This is a genomic window from Rhizobium sp. YTU87027, assembly GCF_050644135.1.
Classification (GTDB): Bacteria; Pseudomonadota; Alphaproteobacteria; order Rhizobiales; family Rhizobiaceae; genus Rhizobium.
The window spans coordinates 681924-701431 of record NZ_CP098443.1; the positions used below are offsets into that span (position 1 = coordinate 681924).

Here is a 19508-nt window from a genome sequence, read left to right on the forward strand (position 1 = left end):
TCCTCCTCAGACTTTCACGAGCTCGGCGCAGATCTTGGCGAGCTCCTTCTTGTCGACCTTGGTTGCGTTTCGGATGGGAAAGCTTTCGACGAACAGGATGTGACGCGGCTTCTTGTACGAAGCCAGCTTCGTCAGAAGGAACGCCATTATCTCGTCCTTCGAGCCGATCGCGTCTTTGCTGCGCGGGACTACGGCAGCGCACACGATCTCGGTGAACTCCGGGTCGGGAAGACCCACGACGGCAACGTCGAGGACCGACGGATGCTGGCGGATGACGTTCTCGATCTCGGCCGGATAGATGTTCTGGCCCTTTGATATGATGATGTCCTTGCTGCGCCCGACAATGGAAATCCATCCGTCCTCGTCGATGGTCGCGAGGTCGCCGATCTTCAGCCAGCCGTCGGCCACGGTCTCGGCGTCGAGTTGAGGAGCGTTCCAGTAATTGCGCATGACCGACGGGCCAGCCGTCCAAACGTCTCCGACGCCCCCGACGGGAACGTCTTTGCCATCGGCGTCGAGAAGCCGGATCGATTGGCCTGGAGAGCAGCGCCCAACGGAGCCGGGATGCCGTTCGATGTCATCGCCTTCGATCAAAGTTGGCAAGCCCGACTCCGTTGAACCGTACGCGATGGCCAGGTCGATGTGCGGCCAGCGACGGCGCACTTCCGCCATGAGGGCCGGCGGGCAGTTTTCGCCTCCAGTGTACCACCACTTCATCGACTGTAACGGCAGCGGATCGCGCTCATCGGCATCGATCATGTTCGGGTACATCGATGGGAAGATTAGGGAGTGCGTGACACTCCATTTCTTGATGAATTGTCCGAGCCGTTCGGCACTCCACCCGCGGCTTGGCATGATGGCGACCGTTCCCCCGACGAGAAACGTCGGTATCGAGCTCTCATTGAGAGCTGCGGTATTGTACATTGGCGCATTCAGCAGCATCACGGTGTTTTGGTCGAGATGACGGAAAAGGCTCACTTGCTGCATCGCGCACCACATCACCGCCAGCGACCGCATGACGACGCCTTTCGGCTTCCCGGTCGTGCCGGACGTGTACATGATCATCTGGATGTCATGCGCTATAGTCGAGGGAAGCGGCGCACACCCTTCAGTCAAAGCTTCATATTCGGGGCCTCCGGAGGTAGCCTGGAGCGTAACGATCCTGGGTGAACCGTCGAGAGAGCCGCTCGCTTCAAATGCAACGGCTGCGGTCTCGGTCTCAACGAAGAAGGCTCTGGCACCGCTGTCTTCGAGGATTGACGCGACTTCGCTCGAGGTCAGGCGGAAACTCACAGGAACGAACACGAGGCCGGCGAATGCGCAGGCGAAGTAAAGTTCAAATATCTCGCCGCGATTGAAGAGCATGGAGGCAACGCGGTCGCCCGTCTGCAGTCCCATTTCCCGAAGCGCGTTCGCGAGTTGCAGCGCCCTGGACCGCAATTCCTTGTAGGTCAGCGAGCCGTGCTCCCAGACCATCGCCGTCTTGTCCGGCTGGTGGAGGACCTGCGGACCTGCATCTCCGAGAATAGAAGATACTGTCCACCCGAGGGTAGATGAATTGACGTGCGACATGTGCGTTCCCAGTTTGGTTTATTATCGTCCGCTATGCGGATGCATATCGGGAGGGCGGCATTGGCTCTCCCTTGTGGTCTGGCGCTTCGCTCGCCAAGCGTCGGATCCAGTACCGAATGGGCGATTGCTCGCGCAATTGCATCATGACCCCAGGATCGAGCAGCGAGTGGATGCTCAACCCGTCGGCCAGACCAACGAGGTCGGCGGCCACGCGCTTAGGGTCGAGATCCGCCGGGAGATCGCCCTGGGCCTGAGCCTGTCGAATTGCCCGTGTCGCTGACTTCCGCCACCCGAGAAGGTAGCTCTCAAGCTCCTGACGGAGATCTTTTTCCGTCATACCTTCAGCATAGAAGAAGAAGAAGATCCGGCAGAGAGCGAGGCGCCGCTTATCGAGTGGAATACTTCCTTCCAGGATTTGCTCGAGGGCAGCGATGCCCTCCAGCGTATTTATTACGCGTGTGTTATGTTCCGCCAGGATTTCCGCGGCTCTTCGAAGGCCTCCGAGCAGCAGATCCTGCCGGTTGGTGAAGTAGTGCCCGATGACGCCGGTGGACCATCCCGAACGATCTGCGACTTCTCGGATGGTTGCCGCGGATATTCCGGCCTCCGAGACGATATCCAGCAAGACATCGCAGATTTGCTTTCGACGTTCGTTATGATCCACCACGCGAGGCATATCGGACTTTCTCTTAGTTGAGGGCGACCCAACGGTTGAAGCGATCGACTACTTCCGTGATGTTCTTCGCGTAGTAGTCGGCATTTTCTTCAATCGCCTGCTTAGCATTATCGCCGGCTACGATCCACGGGGCGAGATCTTTGCCATATGCGGCGCTGTCGAGCCCGACGATGTCGGTCGTGTAGGTAATTCCCTTGACCAAAGCCTTCTGGCCTTCAGTGTCCCCGATGAAGTGGGCGATCATCGCTTGCCCCGCGACCGCGTTCGGCGCACCGTTCGGCACGGCATACACAGCCTGTGAGTAGAGCGAGTTTTCCCAAGTGATTGCCAGCGGCGCCTTGTCGTTGGTCACAGCTCCATAAACGCGGCCGCTCCAAGCGATGCCCATCGAGCACTCACCGCTCGATAGCAGTCGGATGGCGTCGTCGCCGTTAGACCACCACAGAATGTCGGACTTGATGCTATCCAGCTTGGCGAAGGCCTTGTCCAGATCAAGCGGATACAGCTTATCTCGCGCTACGCCGTCTGCAAGCAGCGCCGATTCCAAAACGCCGCCGAACTGCGGATACTTAAAGAGGCAGCGCTTGCCTGGATAGCGCTTGACGTCGAAGATGTCGGCGATGCTCTTGGGCGCTCCGTCTTTGAATTTGTCCTTGTTGTAGGTGAAGACGATGCCGTAACGCAGCACGTCGACACCGTAATCGTCGTGTGCCGTCGGAGCCAGCTTCTTGTAGTCCACGATCGACGGATCAAGCTTCTGCAGATAGCCTGCGTCGCGTGCCTTGATGAAGTCGCCTTTCGTCGGAAATTCGATCATGCTCCACGGAATGGTGGCGCCGCTGTCCATCGCCGCAAAGAATTTCGTCATGTCCGAGTTGAAATCTCCCTTGACTTGGACGCCGGTCTCGGCAGCGTAATCCTTGATTACGGTTGCTTCGCGGGTGCGAGTGGTCGCACCGCCAGATGCGTCGTGCCAGACGAGTTCTCCCGAAACCTTCGCCTTGACGTCTGCTGGCAGAACGTCTGCAGCCATCGCGGCTACCGGAAGCGCTACGAGCGCTCCGAATGCTATTGCGGCAGTTTTGCTGATCCCATTCCCCATTGCACTGTCCTCCTTTTGCCTGGACGTTACATCACAACTGTAACAAAAAGATCGGATGACGCAAGGCTACTCCAGCTTTTTTTATTACAACAGTCTTGATAAAAACGGCGCATCGACCCTAAGATAGCCGCCATGGATGCCGCTCCGGAGCGGTTTAGACGCTCCTTGAAGGCGAAGAAAAAAGGGAACCGCATGATGAAGACACAATGCGTCGTGATGGCGAGTGAGGGCGCTGATGAAAGTCAGGTCGATCGCGCCAACGGGATTGACGTCAGAGGCGTCGAGGTCCGCTTCGCGAACGGCTTCTACGGATTGAAACAGTCCAGCCTCACGATAGAACCCGGCTCCTTCTGTACGCTGCTTGGGCCGTCGGGATCGGGAAAGACGACGCTCCTGCGTACGATCGCTGGGCTGTTGACACCGAGTGCCGGGAAAATCTCCATCGGCTCTAACGAAGTGACGAATCTCCCCGTCCAGGCCCGGAATATCGGCTTCGTGTTCCAGAACTACGCGTTGTTCCCGCACATGACCGTGTTACAGAACATCGAGTATCCCCTGAAGCTCCATAAGTGGCCGCAAGATGACCGGCGCCGGCGTGTCCACGAAATCCTAGACCTGATCGAGCTACCACACGTCGCCGACCGTGCGGTTGGTGACCTCAGCGGCGGACAGCAGCAGCGCGTCGCGATCGGCCGCGCGCTTGTCTATCACCCAGCGCTTCTGCTTCTGGACGAACCGATGGGCGCTCTCGATCGACGACTCCGACAGCAGCTCGGCGCGGACCTGCGCGAAATCCAGCAGCGGACCGGTATTACTACCGTGTACGTGACCCATGATCAGGAAGAAGCATTCATCCTCTCTGACAAGGTCGCGATCATGGATGGTGGCGAGATCCTCCAGTATGACACGCCGGCAGAGCTTTATTTCCGCCCGAATTCCCGGTTCGTCGCCCGTTTCCTTGGGGAGGCAAACATCGTCGAGGTGAAGAAGCTGAGTGCTGCCGCCGATGGAAGGGTAAGTGCGACGACACGGCTGGGCGAAGTGCTACTCAAGTCGGTGATTTCCCACGTTGACGAAGGCGCGTCTCGTTCTATCGTTCTGCGTCCGGAAGATCTTATACTGAAGACCTCGAACCAGGCCGGACCGGAACAGGCGTCGCCCATCCCGGTGAAGATTGTGAAAGAGCTCTTTCTGGGAAGCCGCTGCCTTGTAACCGTGTCGGACCCGGCGGGCGACGCACTTCTTATCGAGTGCACCAGGGCGCAGGTCCCATCGCCCGGCAGCGACGTGTGGCTGACCTGGAATCTGGCATCCGCAGTTCTCATTGATCGCTAGTGGGGAAAAGAAAATGAAGAAGATACTCATCGCGAACCGGGGCGAGATAGCCTTGCGCATAGCCCGCGCCTGCCGCGACGCCGGATATCGTTCGATCGCCATCGCTTCCGAAGCGGACCTGCAATCGATGCACGCTCGCGCTGCGGATGAAGTTCATACGTTGAAGGGCAACTCGCCGCTTGATACCTATCTGAACCAGCAGGCGATCCTTGATATCGCCGCGAAGAGCAACGCTGACGCGGTGCATCCCGGATACGGTCTACTTTCTGAGAACGAGACATTTGCGGCCGCGGTAGAAGCCGCGGGCCTCGTCTGGATCGGTCCTTCCGCCGACGCCATCGCTCAGCTTGGCGACAAGGTGAAGGCTCGCGCGATTGCTCGAAAAGTGGGCGCTCCTGTTCTTCCATCTCTGGACGACGGTGCGTCCTTAGAAAAGGCGACGGAGTTCGCCGAGGCACACGGGTTCCCGGTCATTATCAAAGCTCAAAATGGCGGTGGTGGTCGCGGGATGCGTATCGTCAGGGAGATGAGCGAGCTGGAGCCGATGATGGCTGCTGCGGAGCGTGAGGCAGGCCTCGCGTTCGGTCGTCCCGAATGCTTCGTCGAGGTCTATGCAGAAAACGCGAGGCACGTCGAGACGCAATGCCTCGCCGATCGGCACGGAAACGTAGTCGTCCTGTCCACCAGAGACTGCACCCTGCAGCGCCGCCAGCAAAAGCTCGTAGAGGAAGCGCCCGCGCCGTTCCTAAATGAGACCCAGCTTGACAAGCTCAAAGAGGCCTCCGTCGGGATCCTGAAAGAGGTGAGCTACTGCGGGGCGGCAACTTGTGAATTCCTAGTGACCGAAAAGGGCGTCTATTTCCTCGAAGTGAACACCCGCGTTCAGGTCGAGCATCCTGTCACAGAAGAGGTCACCGGCGTCGACATTATCCGCGAGATGTTCGACATCGCTGAAGGGAAGCCGCTGGCTCTCGGGAGTACAGTGATCCGCGGCCATTCGATCGAGTTCCGCATCAATGCCGAGGACCCATGGGCGGACTTTCGTCCGGTGCCGGGCAAGATTCGGCGAATGCAGCTACCTGGCGGCCCCGGTGTCCGACTGGATTTTGGCTACAGCGAAGGCGACACCATACCGCCTTACTATGATTCCCTCGTCGGCAAGCTGATCGTGACGGGTAGGGACCGAAAGCAAGCGATCGAACGCGCGACAAGAGCGCTGGACGAACTGACGCTTGATGTGAAGACGGTGGTGCCGCTGCATCGCGCGATCATAAAGCGGTCGGAATTCGCGGCTGACAGCGTTGACGAATTCCGCATCTACACCCGCTGGATTGATGTCGAAATGCCAAGACTTTCGGAGGAGGCGGCTGCACTGCAGGAAACTCCCACTTCCGCATCTGACGTCATTGAGGACCCCTCGGTTTCGTCGCCGGTGGAGGAAGTCGACGAGGCTCTGACCTATCGTGCTGGCATCAAGGCGCCGCTCTCGGGCGTGGTCATGGAGCTATGCGTCAAGGTAGGCGACAAGATCTCGCGAGGCGATGTCGTGGCGATCATGGAATCCATGAAAATGGAGCAATCGGTTCTCGCGGAGGAGGACGGCGTCGTGAGCAAGATCAACGTCGTTCCAAGCGGATTCATCGAAATGGGCGATGACCTGATGGGGATCGATTGAAATGACGGGCCTGACCTTCAACGAGACTGCGGCTGACGAGCGTCCCCAGGAAAACGCTCTGCTGACCCTCGAAACGACCGTGGATGAAGGGTGGATCGACTACAATGGCCACATGACCGAGTGGCAGTATTACAAATTGCTTGCCGATTCAGGGGAGAACTTTCTGCGCGCGATGGGGTTTAGCGAGGAGTACCGCCTGAAAGGCTTCAGTTTCTTTTCCGTGGAGGGCCATCTGAGAAATCTCAGGGAGTGCCGGCTTGGAACGCCCATCAGAATCTATACGGAAACGATCGGCGTCGACGATCTTCGCCTTCATATCTATCAGTATGTCATTGACGTCACCCGCGATCTCGTTCTTGCCACCGGCGAACATATGATGATCCATGTGGATACGGACAGACGCCGCGCTATTCGGGTCGACCACTACATGAAGGGATGTCTGCAAACTGCCTTGCAAAAATGGCGGCCGCTGAAGATGCCGAAGGGGCTGCACGCCTCCATCACCGCTGCCAAATCAGCAACGGATTCGCTCGTGGGTGCTCACTCATGAGTTCCGTGGGCGGCCCACACGAGCCGCCTACCTCTTTAAGAAAGCGGAGTGCAGCAATTCCTCCTCGCGCTTGGAAAGATTGAGTGGATTACTACGCGGCAGTCGTCTCACCTGCAGATAGCCCATGAATGAAAGCACAGCCAACCTTGATCGCAAGCTGCCGCCTTTTTACCTGGTCCCGCCTTCGAGCAGCGGGGCCAGAGTCGGCAGCTCAATTGCGAGCTGAGCTCCAGGCTCACCTTCTTGATCTGGTCGGAGCACTGGCGCATCAGGATGCGGCCGACTTCGGTCGAGCCGGTGAAGCTGATCTTGCGCACCTTGTCGTTGCCGCAAAGCTCCTTGCCGATCGCAGACGTCTTCGCCGACGATGACGTTGAAGACACCGGCGGGAACGCCGGCCTTTTCAGCGAGAACGGCAAGCGCGATGGCCGAAAGCGGCGTCTGCTCGGCCGGCTTGGAAACGACGGTGCAGCCGACGGCGAGCGCCGGAGCGATCTTGCGGTTGATCATCGCCGCAGGGAAATTCCAGGGGTGATCGAGATGCGTCCGCCACCGGCGACGGTGAGTTCACCAGGATGACGTGCGTCAAAGACCCCCTCAATCTGCCTGCATGTAATCCGCCACACTGTAGCAATGGCTCGCCTGATAGGCGTTCCGCCCGCGGTTCATGTGCGTCAGGTTGAACGTGCGGATGGCGCGCACCACGCGGCGGCCCCCGAGGAATTTGCGGATCGAGACAGAGCCGCGCACATTGATGCCGAAAATGTCCGCACCACGCGGGAAGAAATAACTGACGTCCTCTGGCATCGCGACGCTTTGCTCGAGAAAGGGTTCGTCCACCCGGCTCGGCGTTGCTGAACGATCTGTAGTGAAATCCGAAAGATGCACGATGAATCTGGCGCGGATATCGTCGCCTTGAGCATAGAGCGTGAAAAGCTCCATCCAGCTCGCATTGACGCGTACGAGCGGCTTGTCCGAGGTCGATGGCAGACAGGAAACCGACCAGTAGTAGCGCTCGGTCTTGCACAGCAAAGGAATGCAGTTTGGACCGTATAGCCCGAGAATCTCCAGCACTTTTCCCGCTTGCGCGCGACTAAGTAGCTTCTCAAATCGAGCGACATATTTGAAGCGCTGTTCCAGGGACTCTGAGCGGTCGCCCGCGTCCGGCAAGTCGATCTGCCCGCTATCCAATCTCGCTGCTGCTCAAGATCAAGGAATTGCCGCACACCGGTGGTTCTGGGGCGAGAAGTCGTGCCCATGTCAGGCACTCTGCGAAATTCGTGTGCTCGTCATCGGCCGGCTCCTGTGTTGTCGCCTGGGCGGTTGCGATTCTAAGCATCGCGCCCAATGCGCCTCCGAATGATACGTCGCGGACGGAGAATTTGGAACGGCTGCGCGACCACGAGGAGAAAGTCGCCTCACCGTTCGCCGCCTTCGCAACGGCTTGACTTCAAGGCTGATATTGCCGGCTCTGCAAAGCGGCGGCTTCTGGGATCAGAGTTCGATCTACACGATGGCCGCAATGAGCGCACAATGCTGCCGTTCACAGACTTAGGCGTGGACGTCGACTCAGGGCGGACAAAATCGCGCACCCATGACCCTATGCACGGCTTGTTGCAAGGATATACCCACGTTCTGGAGAAGATCGCATAATGTATCGAGCGGGACCTCGCGCGCTGATCCTTCCGCGGCAGTATCCTCCTAAGACAGCATCTCGAGACCGTGTTTCCGGACGATCGAAAGCAGCTTCAATGCGGGGCCGCTGGGTCGCTTCGCGCCAGTTTCCCACTTTTGCACGGTGGACTCGCTGGTGTTGAGGTAGCGCGCGAAAACTGGCTGGCTGACATGATTGTTCTCGCGCAGCGCCTTGATCTCGCCCGGCGTCAGATCTTGCGGGATGGACAGGCAAGTCTGATCGAAGGTCTTCATGGTTTCCTTGTCGATGGTGCCCGCCGCGTACATATCTTCGACAGCGCTGTGGATCGCCTCAAAGGCATCGCTTTTGAATTTGCGCTTAGTCGCCATTGGAAGTCTCCAATAGGGCGCCGGTCCCGATTTCGGCATCAAGCTCGGCCTGGGTCTTGCGCCGATAGAGTTCGGCGAGCTTCCGGAAAGCAAGGAGTTCGTCGTCATCGATGTTTGCGCGGTCCTTTTTCGCAAACAGGTAGGCGAACACCCAGTACTCACCGGCTTTCGCCAGAACGATCGACCGATGCATGTTGTCGTTGAGCCACACGTGCGACTTGCTCAATCGCTTTGCAAAGGGCCTTGTCGGAGATCCGCGCTTTCTTCGCTGCCTTGGAAAACCACGCCGTTTTGAAAGTCCGTTCTGACATCGCTTCATATAGCACTAGGTGCTACAACTATCAAGTTGTCGGGAAAATTGCGCAGACTACGCTGCTTCGCATGCCTGATGGATGTGGGTGGCAGCAAGGCACCCATTCGCGGCTAGACTGAAATACGCTCCATACAAACTGCCTTTACGACCTTCTGCAATATCCTCACGCGTTCGACCAGCCAGACGAGTTCCTCGTTGCTGATTGTGTATTTCGACGAATATCGCGCTTCGACATAGGCTCGCGACAGCAACTCAAAGCAGCGCCGTGAAAACCGGCTGTCACGCGGCCATGCTTCCACCAGCCGATTATCCATCCCCTCGGCCTGGGAGCGCAGCACCTTTATCCGATGAGACTTGGGGCTGTAGAGCGTCAGGACCAGCAGCGCGCAGTGATAGGCCTTTTCAGTTGCTTGATGGAGATTGAAGGCAGCGTGACGCGGTACACCGTCGGCTATACTCGTTTCAGCGAGCTTGACCGAGTGAACGGCTAACTCAAACCAGGCATCGAAATATTTGCTTGCTTCGGCGCGCCTCTCCTCAGCCGTCAGCGGCTTCGGCTGCGCCAGCGGATGGCCGGGCTCCTCGTAGAGGGGAATGCCGTCTCTGGCGATGTCGACGAAGAAGGGGCGACCGCGGGAGAGCTGGTCGTTGACATCGGCCAGCGTGTGGACGATCGGCACGACCGGGGTTTCGATGCGATGCGCGATCTGCTCCGTCAACAGCCGCTCCTCGATGTTCTCCCAGAGCTCCTGCTCCTCGGCAAAGGACTTGCTGTTGACGACGATCAACAGATCGTAGTCGGAGCGATAGCCGCTCAGGTGATCCTCGACCCAGTCGCCGCGGCCATAAGAACCATACAGAATGACCTTCAGGACCCTGCCGGCATGGCGCTTGGCCGACAGCTTGCTGGCCTGGAAGCCTTCGACCTCGGCAAACAGGATCTGAAGGATGCGCGCCAGTTCGCGCCGCTTCCTGTCCGGCAGATGTTCGATATGGTCGGTCAGGGTCAAAGCCGCGTCAAAGCCTTCGGTCAGAATCGCATCCATCGTAGCGGTTCCATGGTGATTGCACACCAAATCCTTTTACGGGATTTCTTTCATGAGAACAATTCAAGGGTGTGCTCATCGCACGATACATCCGTGTTTGCGCGCCTGTCCGTATTCAAAGCGTCATCTTGGCGGCGTCGCTCTCGACGGATCCAGGTAATGAGGCTATGGCGAGGACAAAGCCACGACGCGGCTTGCCCGCATCACCTCACTCGCTAGAGCTCAAGGTTCTGACAATATGAAAAAGCCGCAACGAAGGTTCGTTGTCGAATTGAAATCCGGCCGCCGGCGGCAGACATCGAAACCGGTCTCGATCTGGGGTAATCTGGATCTCAAGGCTGTGTCGGCTGCGGTCGACGCTGAGATTTCCGGCCACGCCGGTCATCAGATCGCAGACAGCGCAATGTCTTCGACGCGCGTGTCTCCCGCAGGAACGCCCGTATTGACAACACCACTGGAGCAGCCAAGAACGGTGTCGGCACCACAGGAGGGATTAATGGCCAACGAAACCAACACGACTGTCAATAGCGAGCCCGTGACCAGCGATGCGGCCATAGTGGCGGAGCCAAAGAACCAGCGTGCGCCGCGCGCCAAGAAGGTGGCGCCCGAGACGGCAAGTGCCGATGTCAAGGTCGAGACCAAGGCACCCGCTGCACCGGCAAAGCGGGGCAGACCGGCACGGGCTGGCAAAACCACGCCGATGGCCGCAGATGTTGCAGGCAAGGCGAAGCGGGTTGGCAAGACACGCGCTGCAAAGCCCAGCCCCGCCGCGATGCCTGCGCCGATCTCGGCTGCTGACGACATGGCAGAGTTGCTGCGGCTGGAGGAGGAAAACCAGATGCTGCGCAAGTCGCTTGCAGAAAAGCTGCGTCAGGAAAACGCCGATCTGCGCAAGCGCCTCGGTCTTGCCTGACAGTCTTGGCTGATTGGCTGTCTGAAACGTGTCGGCGACGGCCGAGCGCATTTAGTCCTGCTCCCCCTTGGCCATGAACATCGGCGACGGTCGATCCGCGGCCGATGCCGTTCAAGGGCTGCTCGGCTGCAGGAAACAAGCGGAGATTGGGGAAGATGGTGGCGTCGCCTTGGAAATTTCTCGTTGGGCTGACGAGACGACATGGCAAGGACAATGAGCGCACGTCCGTTAAGGACCGATCAGAGACACCGGTCGCCAATCAGACGCAGGAGCCGTCTCAGCTCCAGCCACCAGCATCGGTGCCACCCACCGATGCTGCACAGGACACCGCCAATCCGGTCGATGTACATTCGACCGACTCTGACGATATTCCCAATATTGAGAAGGTCGTTGAACCGACTGGTCCGGACAAATCAGCCTTGTGTGAGGTCACCGATCTCGCTTCGACGACGCGCTTCGGTTTGCAAACCGATTTTGTCGAGCTGTCGGCGGCAGCGAAGCCTCGCAAGGCGCGGGCGGTTCGAAAGAAAAACGCGTCTGCCGAGATCCAGTCGGCACCATCAACGACCGTTGCTGCTTCAAACGAACTCCAGGACCTCGATGACGAGATCCGACAGCTGCGCCGACAGTTGGCGAAGAAGCTTCAACGTCAAAACGCCCAGCTGAGAACGATGCTGGAGCGATTTGACCGATAGATAACGAGCATGTCTCTCGAACTGCTCGCCAATGCACTGATTTGGATTGAGACGATCTGAGGAAACCACTCTCAATTCGAATCCCTTCATGGCGAGCACCCCTGGCTCACACGGCCCAGTAGGGAACGTACCTTGCGTTTCTCCTGCCCTGATCCGGGTCCGCAGGTGCGATACGGCCGAGCTTGATCGATTCCGCGATAATTGCGGATACTGCCTGATACTCTTCCGCCGGAAGCGAGAACCGTTCTCTTAGGGTTGCATTACTCATGTAGTCATGGGTTAGCCAGCGCAGAACGCAGTGGAAGAAGCACGCTCTCATCTTCTCTGCCTTCGACATCTGGCTGAAGCTTTTGGGCGCGAACAGTACGACACGCATTGAGTTCTCTGACGAGATGAAATCCGGGGCGGGGAGATGCTCCGCTTCAATCTCGATCAGCGTCTTGTCGAGCCCGCCACCGCGTTCCTCGCAAAGGCCGAATGAACGCATCGTGGCTGCCAGCTTTTCGTTTCGGGAGCGGCGTTCATCGAGTATCCGGTCGGTATTGATCAGAGAGTTGCCCGGGTTGCTGACCTCAATCCGGTTATCATAAATCTCGACCACGGGGCCGACACCGGTCGCCATGAAATCCTGGTGGATGAGTGCGTTGGCAATCACTTCCCGGATGGCTGTTTCCGGGAAGTGCGGAACCATGCGTCGTACTCCCTCGATGTAGCGTTCGTCTTTGGGCAGGCGTTCCATCAGGAATTTCATCATACCGGTGAAGCCGACCGCGTAGCCCTTTTTACCTTCCTGTTCGAAGTCGGACCGAGATTTGTCACGGCCGACATATTTGACGATGCGAACGGCTTTCCCGGCGATGGACGGAAAGGCCGTGACATCGCGGGCCAGCATAATCGCGCCGAGGTTGGTAATGTCGAACCGGCCTTCAAGATTATCCAGTACAAACCCTCGATCCGCCATTTTGCGGATCACCTCTTCTTGGCTCTTCGGCCTTGGCTCGCCGGTCAAATCGAACATAGGATCTGGATCGAGCAGGGCGAAGACGTCTTCCGTGCTCGCGTTGGATGTAGCAACAGCTGTTTCGAAGCGGCGTCTTCCGGTCGCTATCCAGAGCGCCCGCTCGTGCTCGGGAAATTCGGCGAGCTTTTTCTTGTTTTCGCCGATCCGGACGAATTCCGTACCGCTGAACTTTACCGGCCGTTCATAGGACGGTTCGATGGCAATCACGGAATATGCAAGACCGTCGCACGAGAAATCCAGAACCTCGATGAGGACACGCGGCTCGATCATCCGGCTCAGCCAATTGGTGAAATCCTCGTTCCCTTGTTTTAGCTGTTGCAAGCGGAGTTCGGTCCCCACGCGTTTTTTCGTGTGGTCCTCCACTCCGAAGACAAGGAAAGCACGATCCCTGCCAGCCAGCATGGCTGAATTCGCGAGGGCTGAAACATACTCACCAATCTCGCGCGGATCCTTGTTGTTGACCTTGAATTCCAGCCAGGCACTTTCGTTCGGCTCTTGAAGTAACCGGTTGAGCAATGCGCATGGATCATGGATTGGCATTTCGCGTCCTCATTTTATCCCCCTTATATCAGATTCGACCCTGTCGTAACGGTCCATCGAGGAAATCCGCAAGAATTTTTCCAGCAAAAACAATGCGATGGTAATAAGATTCGGGCGAAAGTTTTTATCCTCGTTTTGAACCAGTGAGGGAGGAGCAGGGCAACTGATGACCCAGGCGCGTTTTATCCCCCTTTAGTCGGGATCGCTATTGCTTAAGCATCAAGTGTCGAAACAAATCAAACAAAAACAATATGATGCAGACTGCCATTGGGTTTGAACAATATCGCCGTTATGTCGGAAACGCGGTGATGATGACGCGATGAGCGCCGCCATGTGCCCGATTGTGACCGAGAGACGCCGGAAGCGTGATGGCATCACAACTCGACATGTTTGCACCGTCGCCGGCGGAGCACGAGGTGACTGTTGTAAGACTACGGTCGGAGACGAAGCGGCGCGGGGGATCGACTATCGGATCGGGCTCGGGGTTGCCTGGAACAAAGAGGACCCAACCGCCTCGCGCGACGATATCGTCGATTTCGCCCGGTCGCTGGCGCGGGCAGGGCGGTGAGCGCGACCGCGTTCAGCTAATCCCCTGACTGCTCCTCCGCCGGTCTGCCGTGTTTGGTTGGCCTGCCTGCCGTTGACCATCTCTTTTGCCGCTCGCGCCTCGCGTCCTGCCCCGGCTTTTGGTCCTGCCGGGCCCACGCTGCCCCGCAACGGCTTCGCCGTCCTCCACTTTCGTTGTGGCCCTATCGGGTGCGGGCCAGCGCTTAAAGCCCGGCATTCGGACCGCCGTAGCAGGTCGCGATGGTCGCGACCTCAAACGGAGGTTCAAACATGACGAGGCAGCCCACAAAGCAACGATCCGATCTCTACAGCCGCATCACCGACAAGATCGTCGCCGAGCTCGAACAGGGCGTGCGACCCTGGATGCAGCCCTGGAACACGACACAGGCAAGCGACCAGATCACTCGACCGCTGCGCCACAATGGCCAACCCTATTCCGGCATCAACGTCCTCATCCTCTGGTCCGAAGCCATCGCACGCGGTTTCTCCTCGGCCACCTGGATGACCTTTCGTCAGGCCCTCGAATTCGGGGCCGCGGTGCGCAAAGGCGAGACCGGCACGACGGTCGTCTTTGCCAGCTCGTTCCTCCGGACCGAAACCAGTGAGACTGGCGAGGCGGTCGAACACGACCTCCCGTTTCTGAAAGCCTACACGGTCTTCAACGCCGACCAGATCGACGGACTGGGCGCGCGCTTTCGGCAAGTCGCACCGGTTCCAGATCCGATTGCCCGCATCGGATATGCCGACCGCTTCTTTGCCAACACCGGTGCCCTGATCCGGCATGGCGGATCGTCGGCCTACTACGCACCGGCCCGCGATTACATCCAGATGCCAGCCTTCGAAGCCTTCCGGGATGCGCGGTCCTATGTCGCCGTCTTGAGTCATGAGCTGACACACTGGACGGCAGCCCCGCATCGTCTCGATCGTGACCTCAGCCGTTACGGCAAGGACAACAGCGAACGCGCCCGCGAGGAACTGATCGCCGAACTCGGCAGTTGCTTCCTCTGCGCCGATCTCGGCATTGTTCCAGAACTCGAACCACGGCCTGACCATGCGAGCTATCTCGCCTCCTGGCTCAAGCTTCTCTCAGGCGACAAGCGGGCGATCTTTACCGCCGCCAGCCACGCGCAACGCGCGGTCAGCTACCTGCACCATCTGCAGCCCGAGCATGAGGAAGGGGAGGCGGCGTGAGCCGCTTCTTCCTTCACTGGAATAGCGCGCAAAGGGCTGGCTCTCGGAAAGGACATCACTCGCAACCTGGCAGACAGAGCGCGCCATGTCGGCATGCCGGTATGGCAAGCTTCCCGGAGCGGCGGCGCCGTTTCCCCAACGCTGAAGATTGTTGTGTAATGCGCTCTGCATCACATTCTGTTCCACATCGAAAGGAAACGCACATGGCCGCCATTAATGCCCGAAAGGAAACGCCCGTTTCCATGCGCTTCCGCGATGACGATCTCGCGATCATTGATCGTGGCGCGGCCCTGACCGGGCTCTCGCGGACCGAGTTCATGCGCCGGGCCGCGGTGCAGGAAGCGCAGGCTGCTATTCTCAACGCGAGTGTCATTCGTGTTTCCCCCGATGCCTCCGAAGCCTTTATCGCTGCCATCGAAGCGCCGCCGGTTGCAGCACCCGCCAAGGTGGCCGAGCGCTTGCAGCGTCAAGCGCCCTGGGAATATTGACGCCTTGGGTTGTCGAAGATCGAGCCGCTTGAGGAGCGCCATCGTTTGGGATCGTTCAGCTGTGGCAAGCCTGCCCTCGATATCTGGCTTGCCACCTTTGCCCGATCGAACCGCCAGCACGGTTTCACAAGAGTGTTTGTCATCCATGACGACGACGTGGTCGTCGGTTATTATGGACTTGCTCCGACCGTTGTTGCGCCGAATATCGTCGCCCGCAAAATCCGAACCGGCCAGCCACCGGACCCGATCCCCTGCCTGCTGATCGGTCAGCTTGCAGTCGACCACCGCCATATCGGTCGCGGTATCGGTACGGCGCTTGTCCGGGACGCGTTTCGCCGCTGCATAGCCGGCGCGGATCTCGTCGGTGGGCGGGCGATCGTCGTTCGCGCCATCGATGAACAAGCGGAGCGTTTCTGGCAGAGCTGGGGCTTTATTTCGTCACTCGACAACCAATCCATTCTCGTGCGCTCGATGACCGACATCAGAGCGTGGCTGGCGTCCTCCTGGATGTAGCCAGCCCCTGCGGCTCATTTTCCGGGCTTCTCGAGGCCACGACGCTCTTACCCGCCGGCCGCTCAAAACCATTCCCGTTCTTTATGTCGCCTTTCTAAGGGACCGACCGCGATCAGCGTCAACCCGCAAGGGGTTTCCCTGCGCTTTCGCTCCGGTGACGCCTGCGGCTCGCCCCCTTCTTCGGGCGCCATCGGGAATGGTCCCGAGCAACCGAAGGAGTAACTGACATGGCCACCACAATCGCAACCCTGACGCAGAAGACCGACGGCAGCTTCGAAGGCGTCTTCGCCACCATCCGGGTCAATGCGCCGATCGCCATTGTCCCGAATGCCAACAAGGCAAGCGAGGAAGCCCCCGACTACCGCATCATCCATCGCAAGACCGGCTTCGAGATTGGTGCGGCCTGGAATCGTATCTCTCGCCAGACCGGCGAGGAATACCTCTCCGTCAAGCTCGAGGCGCCCGAGATCGGCGTCATCTTCGGCAACCTTGCAGCGGCCCCCGGCGGCGATCCGAACCGCAAGGTCATCCTCTGGAACAACCCGGCCTGAGCCGGACGCCGGCCCCGCGGGGCCGGCACAACCATCCGAGCCGAAGAACTGCGATGATGATCACCAAAGATTGGATCCACGTCGCCCTTGATAGACAGCGGTTCCGTCCACGCTATTCCGGCCGTTTCGTGCCGACGAAAGATCGACCGACGGGTCAGGCTCAAAACTTTCCTTCGCCCATCATCAAAAGTCGTAGCAGTTCCTCAGTGAAGACCTGTCGCCGATTATGCGACTGATCTCCTGTCGGGGATAGGTTTCGGCATATATCCGCGCGAACGCTTCTTTCTCAGGAGTTCGAGGAAAAGCCTGACCGCCTCTTCCTCCCGCGCAAAGTGATGCACCAGCCTCTGACCGCCGGCGCCGATGCGCCCCCACCGACGGATGAGGCACGCTTCGCCGAACAGCGTCGGCTCGATCGACATGGCATAATAGCGGGCCATGTTTTTGGTGGCGTCCGTGCGTTCAATGTAAAGCTGGTAGGGCTGCGCGATCATGGCGGCCAAGATTGCTGAGAGCCGACTCCCCGTCCAACGAGAGATTTGAATCGATCAACCTCGATCGATTCATGACCGTGATGAGTTGGTCGACACGCGGCACGCTTCGGGCGAGCCGGTTGTGGCAGGCGGTACTACTCGCTGGCGCTCACGGAGCCCGCACGTTGTCTCCGTCCATGGGTCACATCCCGTGTCGCCGCTGCGCCTGCGCCCCTCTTCGTCTCATGGCCGCTGACAGAGCTTTCATTGCATCCGATGTCAGGCTGCATCATAGGAATTTGCGAACTCGCGGTCGGCATAATAGCGCAACTTTCTGCCGATGATGGGTCGCCGACCTGCTAGAAACAAAAGCTCCGCTTCAGCGGGCAGGTTGCGCACTTCGTCGGGTGTCAGAAGAGCGCGTCCGGTGCGCTGTTCGGTGTAGGAAATTCCGGATTTCTCGGCGTCCAATGCGAGTGCCATCGTTCGAAAGGCAATTGTCTCCTGTCCCAACAGGTCGGATACCAAGCGGGCGCTCTCATGATCGTTTATGCCGAACACCTGGAGCACGCCGGCATTCGACAGGAAGGTGCCGGCCCGTCGCCCATAGGTAGCACGCAGTTGATGGATATCCTGGAGTATTGGCCACAGTTGCACGCCATAACCGGCCATCAAACCCATCGCTCGCTCGACCGGCGCGAGGTAGCCCAAGGCAGCAAACTCGTCGAGTAAATAGAGAACCGGGGCAGGTGGGCGACCTGGTGTCCGCGCAAGATCCGACAGGCTTTGCGTCACCAGCAGACGCAGCCATCTTGCATAGGGTCCGAGCCTATCCGGCGGCAGAACGAGGAACACGGTCATCGTGCGTGACTTCAGTTGCGAAAATCGAAACGCGGAGCGGGCAAGGACAGCAGTGATCCGCGGGCTGTCGAGGAAGTGCGTGTGACGTTGGGCGGCCGACAGCACGCCCGCCGCCTCCCGATCGGACTTGGCGAGATGTCGATTGGCGGCGCGGGCAACAAGGCCGTTCGCCACCGGGCTTTCCTGCATCGTTTTCAACAGAGCGCTAAAGTCGTCGGCCGCGAGCGTCAGATGATGGCGGAGCATCGAAAGATTGCAGGTGCTGCGTGGCTCGGTGCTGACGATATGCAGGATCAATCCGCCGATCAGCGCCTTTGCCTCTTCGTTCCAATGGGCTTCACCGGTTAGTCCTGGCTCGTCGAATACCAGTGCGTCGGAAAGATTGCTCGCATCATCGATGAGATCGACGCCTTGCGGGTCGAATGCATCGAGCGGGTTGAAACTGCTGTTTTGATGCTGCGTGATATCAAATGGGTCGAGGACATGCACAGGTCCGAAGCGCTCTCGCGCCCGAAACGCAATCCGGGCATTCTCACCCTTGGGATCGATGCAGATGATTGAACGATCGACATCGAGCAGATTGGGCAAAATGGTGCCGACGCCCTTGCCTGATCGGGTCGGTGCCATGGTCAGCAGATGCGCGGGTCCGTCATAACGGATAAATTTGCCAGTCTTCGCGTCACGGCCGAGAAGAAGTCCGTCGCGGGAGCGCGTCAGCAACGCCGTTTCCTTGTCGCTGCCAAATCGCGCCGAGCCGTGCGTATCGTCCGACGTTTCGCCAAAGCGAGCAACCATCGGAGCAGTCACAAGACGGAACAGCACGACGAGCCAAAAGACAGTGAAGACAGAGTCGCCGACAACCCAGAGCGCATCGCCTTTGCGGATGCCGAGCGATTGCATCAGGGCCTGCAGCCCGAAGGAAATGACTAAAAATACGAGGATGTAGAAACCCCCGAAGGCAATCAGATGATGCACTACACGGTACGGTGCGGCAATGATCGCCAGCAGCGCCCAGATTGGATCACGTGCGGCAACCATCATCATTGCCTTGAATGCGCGCCAGGTCGCCGATCTCCGTATCATGGAAGCCGCGTCTCCTGGCTTTCTACCGAAGACCGGGTCCCGGCAGGATCGAGGACCGCCGTGAACAGCTTGCGGTCGCTGTCGCGGTTGAGAAATTCGGGCAGGACGCGACGCAAAAAGCCGCGCAAGCTCTTTGCGAATTCGTCTTCGCCACGATCAAGATGCTCCATGATCAGTGTGCCAAGAAGGATCTTTCGGCGGGTGTCTTCCGTACGTTCCTGTTTGTCCAGTCTTGCCTGCAGGCTTTTCTTTTGCGCTTCAAGCTGGGCAAGCCGCTCTTCTATCGATTTCCGCACCATGTCTCTTCTCTCCTGTCGT

The 19508-nt window shown here is 58.7% G+C and carries 18 protein-coding genes and 4 pseudogenes; 10 read left to right on the forward strand and 12 right to left on the reverse strand.

What is annotated here, in order from left to right; all coding sequences use genetic code 11:
• Positions 1-6: 6 nt before the first annotated feature.
• Genes NBG89_RS33725 through NBG89_RS33735 form a run of 3 tightly spaced genes read right to left on the reverse strand, consistent with a single transcriptional unit; the run spans position 7 to position 3350 of the window.
• Positions 7-1572, reverse strand: a complete 1566-nt coding sequence (locus NBG89_RS33725) for a class I adenylate-forming enzyme family protein (RefSeq protein WP_431324938.1) — start codon at positions 1570-1572, stop codon at positions 7-9.
• A gap of 31 nt (positions 1573-1603) precedes the next feature.
• Positions 1604-2248, reverse strand: coding sequence for a TetR/AcrR family transcriptional regulator (locus tag NBG89_RS33730; RefSeq protein WP_431324939.1), 645 nt, complete (start codon positions 2246-2248; stop codon positions 1604-1606).
• Between the two features lie 13 nt (positions 2249-2261).
• A complete protein-coding gene (locus NBG89_RS33735; protein WP_431324940.1) occupies positions 2262-3350 on the reverse strand; it encodes an extracellular solute-binding protein in 1089 nt (362 codons plus the stop codon).
• A 192-nt stretch (positions 3351-3542) separates the two neighbouring features.
• Here NBG89_RS33735 and NBG89_RS33740 point away from each other — a divergent pair, with 192 nt between their 5' ends.
• The 3 genes from NBG89_RS33740 to NBG89_RS33750 are packed head-to-tail and all read left to right on the forward strand — an operon-like array spanning position 3543 to position 6910.
• Positions 3543-4685, forward strand: coding sequence for an ABC transporter ATP-binding protein (locus tag NBG89_RS33740; protein ID WP_431324941.1), 1143 nt, complete (start codon positions 3543-3545; stop codon positions 4683-4685).
• Positions 4686-4698: 13 nt separating this feature from the next.
• Entirely contained in the window at positions 4699-6360 is a 1662-nt protein-coding gene (locus NBG89_RS33745; RefSeq protein WP_431324942.1) for an acetyl/propionyl/methylcrotonyl-CoA carboxylase subunit alpha, read from the forward strand.
• A 1-nt stretch (position 6361) separates the two neighbouring features.
• Positions 6362-6910, forward strand: a complete 549-nt coding sequence (locus tag NBG89_RS33750; RefSeq protein ID WP_431324943.1) for a thioesterase family protein — start codon at positions 6362-6364, stop codon at positions 6908-6910.
• A 224-nt stretch (positions 6911-7134) separates the two neighbouring features.
• On the opposite strand, the pseudogene NBG89_RS33755 reads toward NBG89_RS33750, so the two are convergent.
• The 5 genes and pseudogenes from NBG89_RS33755 to NBG89_RS33775 form a co-directional block, all read right to left on the reverse strand.
• Positions 7135-7441 (reverse strand): annotated as a pseudogene (locus NBG89_RS33755) (aldehyde dehydrogenase family protein); the annotation flags it as partial.
• A gap of 66 nt (positions 7442-7507) precedes the next feature.
• A pseudogene (locus NBG89_RS33760) lies at positions 7508-8169 on the reverse strand (hypothetical protein).
• A gap of 442 nt (positions 8170-8611) precedes the next feature.
• Positions 8612-8935, reverse strand: a complete 324-nt coding sequence (locus NBG89_RS33765) for a helix-turn-helix domain-containing protein (protein WP_431324944.1) — start codon at positions 8933-8935, stop codon at positions 8612-8614.
• Positions 8925-9246 (reverse strand): annotated as a pseudogene (locus NBG89_RS33770) (type II toxin-antitoxin system RelE/ParE family toxin). The gene NBG89_RS33765 and the pseudogene NBG89_RS33770 overlap by 11 nt, the downstream one beginning before the upstream one ends.
• A gap of 112 nt (positions 9247-9358) precedes the next feature.
• Complete coding sequence (locus NBG89_RS33775; protein ID WP_431324945.1) at positions 9359-10294, reverse strand: HEPN domain-containing protein; 936 nt, start codon at positions 10292-10294, stop codon at positions 9359-9361.
• A 238-nt stretch (positions 10295-10532) separates the two neighbouring features.
• On the opposite strand from NBG89_RS33775, the gene NBG89_RS33780 reads away from it, so the two are divergent.
• Together NBG89_RS33780 and NBG89_RS33785 are read left to right on the forward strand one after the other, a co-directional pair.
• Positions 10533-11207 carry a transcriptional regulator gene (locus NBG89_RS33780; RefSeq protein WP_431324946.1) on the forward strand — a complete coding sequence of 225 codons (675 nt, stop codon included), beginning with the start codon at positions 10533-10535 and terminating at the stop codon, positions 11205-11207.
• A gap of 155 nt (positions 11208-11362) precedes the next feature.
• On the forward strand, positions 11363-11902 hold the full coding sequence (locus NBG89_RS33785) for a hypothetical protein (protein ID WP_431324947.1): 540 nt from the start codon (positions 11363-11365) through the stop codon (positions 11900-11902).
• 106 nt (positions 11903-12008) lie between these two features.
• Here NBG89_RS33785 and NBG89_RS33790 read toward each other — a convergent pair whose 3' ends face one another.
• Positions 12009-13457: an ATP-binding protein gene (locus NBG89_RS33790; protein WP_431324971.1), complete on the reverse strand. Its 1449-nt coding sequence runs from the start codon at positions 13455-13457 to the stop codon at positions 12009-12011.
• 451 nt (positions 13458-13908) lie between these two features.
• On the opposite strand from NBG89_RS33790, the pseudogene NBG89_RS33795 reads away from it, so the two are divergent.
• From NBG89_RS33795 to NBG89_RS33815, 5 genes and pseudogenes are all read left to right on the forward strand, one after another.
• Positions 13909-14031 (forward strand): annotated as a pseudogene (locus NBG89_RS33795) (LysR family transcriptional regulator); the annotation flags it as partial.
• 269 nt (positions 14032-14300) lie between these two features.
• The gene (locus NBG89_RS33800) at positions 14301-15221 is read left to right on the forward strand and encodes an ArdC family protein (RefSeq protein ID WP_431324948.1); all 921 of its coding nucleotides are present in this window, start codon (positions 14301-14303) and stop codon (positions 15219-15221) included.
• Between the two features lie 203 nt (positions 15222-15424).
• Complete coding sequence (locus NBG89_RS33805; protein WP_431324949.1) at positions 15425-15709, forward strand: DUF1778 domain-containing protein; 285 nt, start codon at positions 15425-15427, stop codon at positions 15707-15709.
• Positions 15710-15754: 45 nt separating this feature from the next.
• The gene (locus tag NBG89_RS33810) at positions 15755-16222 is read left to right on the forward strand and encodes a GNAT family N-acetyltransferase (protein ID WP_431324950.1); all 468 of its coding nucleotides are present in this window, start codon (positions 15755-15757) and stop codon (positions 16220-16222) included.
• 227 nt (positions 16223-16449) lie between these two features.
• Positions 16450-16773: a DUF736 domain-containing protein gene (locus NBG89_RS33815; RefSeq protein WP_431324951.1), complete on the forward strand. Its 324-nt coding sequence runs from the start codon at positions 16450-16452 to the stop codon at positions 16771-16773.
• Between the two features lie 224 nt (positions 16774-16997).
• Here NBG89_RS33815 and NBG89_RS33820 read toward each other — a convergent pair whose 3' ends face one another.
• From NBG89_RS33820 to NBG89_RS33830, 3 genes are all read right to left on the reverse strand, one after another.
• On the reverse strand, positions 16998-17267 hold the full coding sequence (locus tag NBG89_RS33820; protein WP_431324952.1) for a WGR domain-containing protein: 270 nt from the start codon (positions 17265-17267) through the stop codon (positions 16998-17000).
• A gap of 258 nt (positions 17268-17525) precedes the next feature.
• Positions 17526-19190, reverse strand: coding sequence for a type IV secretory system conjugative DNA transfer family protein (locus NBG89_RS33825; RefSeq protein ID WP_431324953.1), 1665 nt, complete (start codon positions 19188-19190; stop codon positions 17526-17528).
• Positions 19187-19489: a mobilization protein gene (locus NBG89_RS33830; RefSeq protein ID WP_431324954.1), complete on the reverse strand. Its 303-nt coding sequence runs from the start codon at positions 19487-19489 to the stop codon at positions 19187-19189. Before NBG89_RS33830 ends, NBG89_RS33825 begins: the two co-directional genes overlap by 4 nt.
• Positions 19490-19508: the final 19 nt, after the last annotated feature.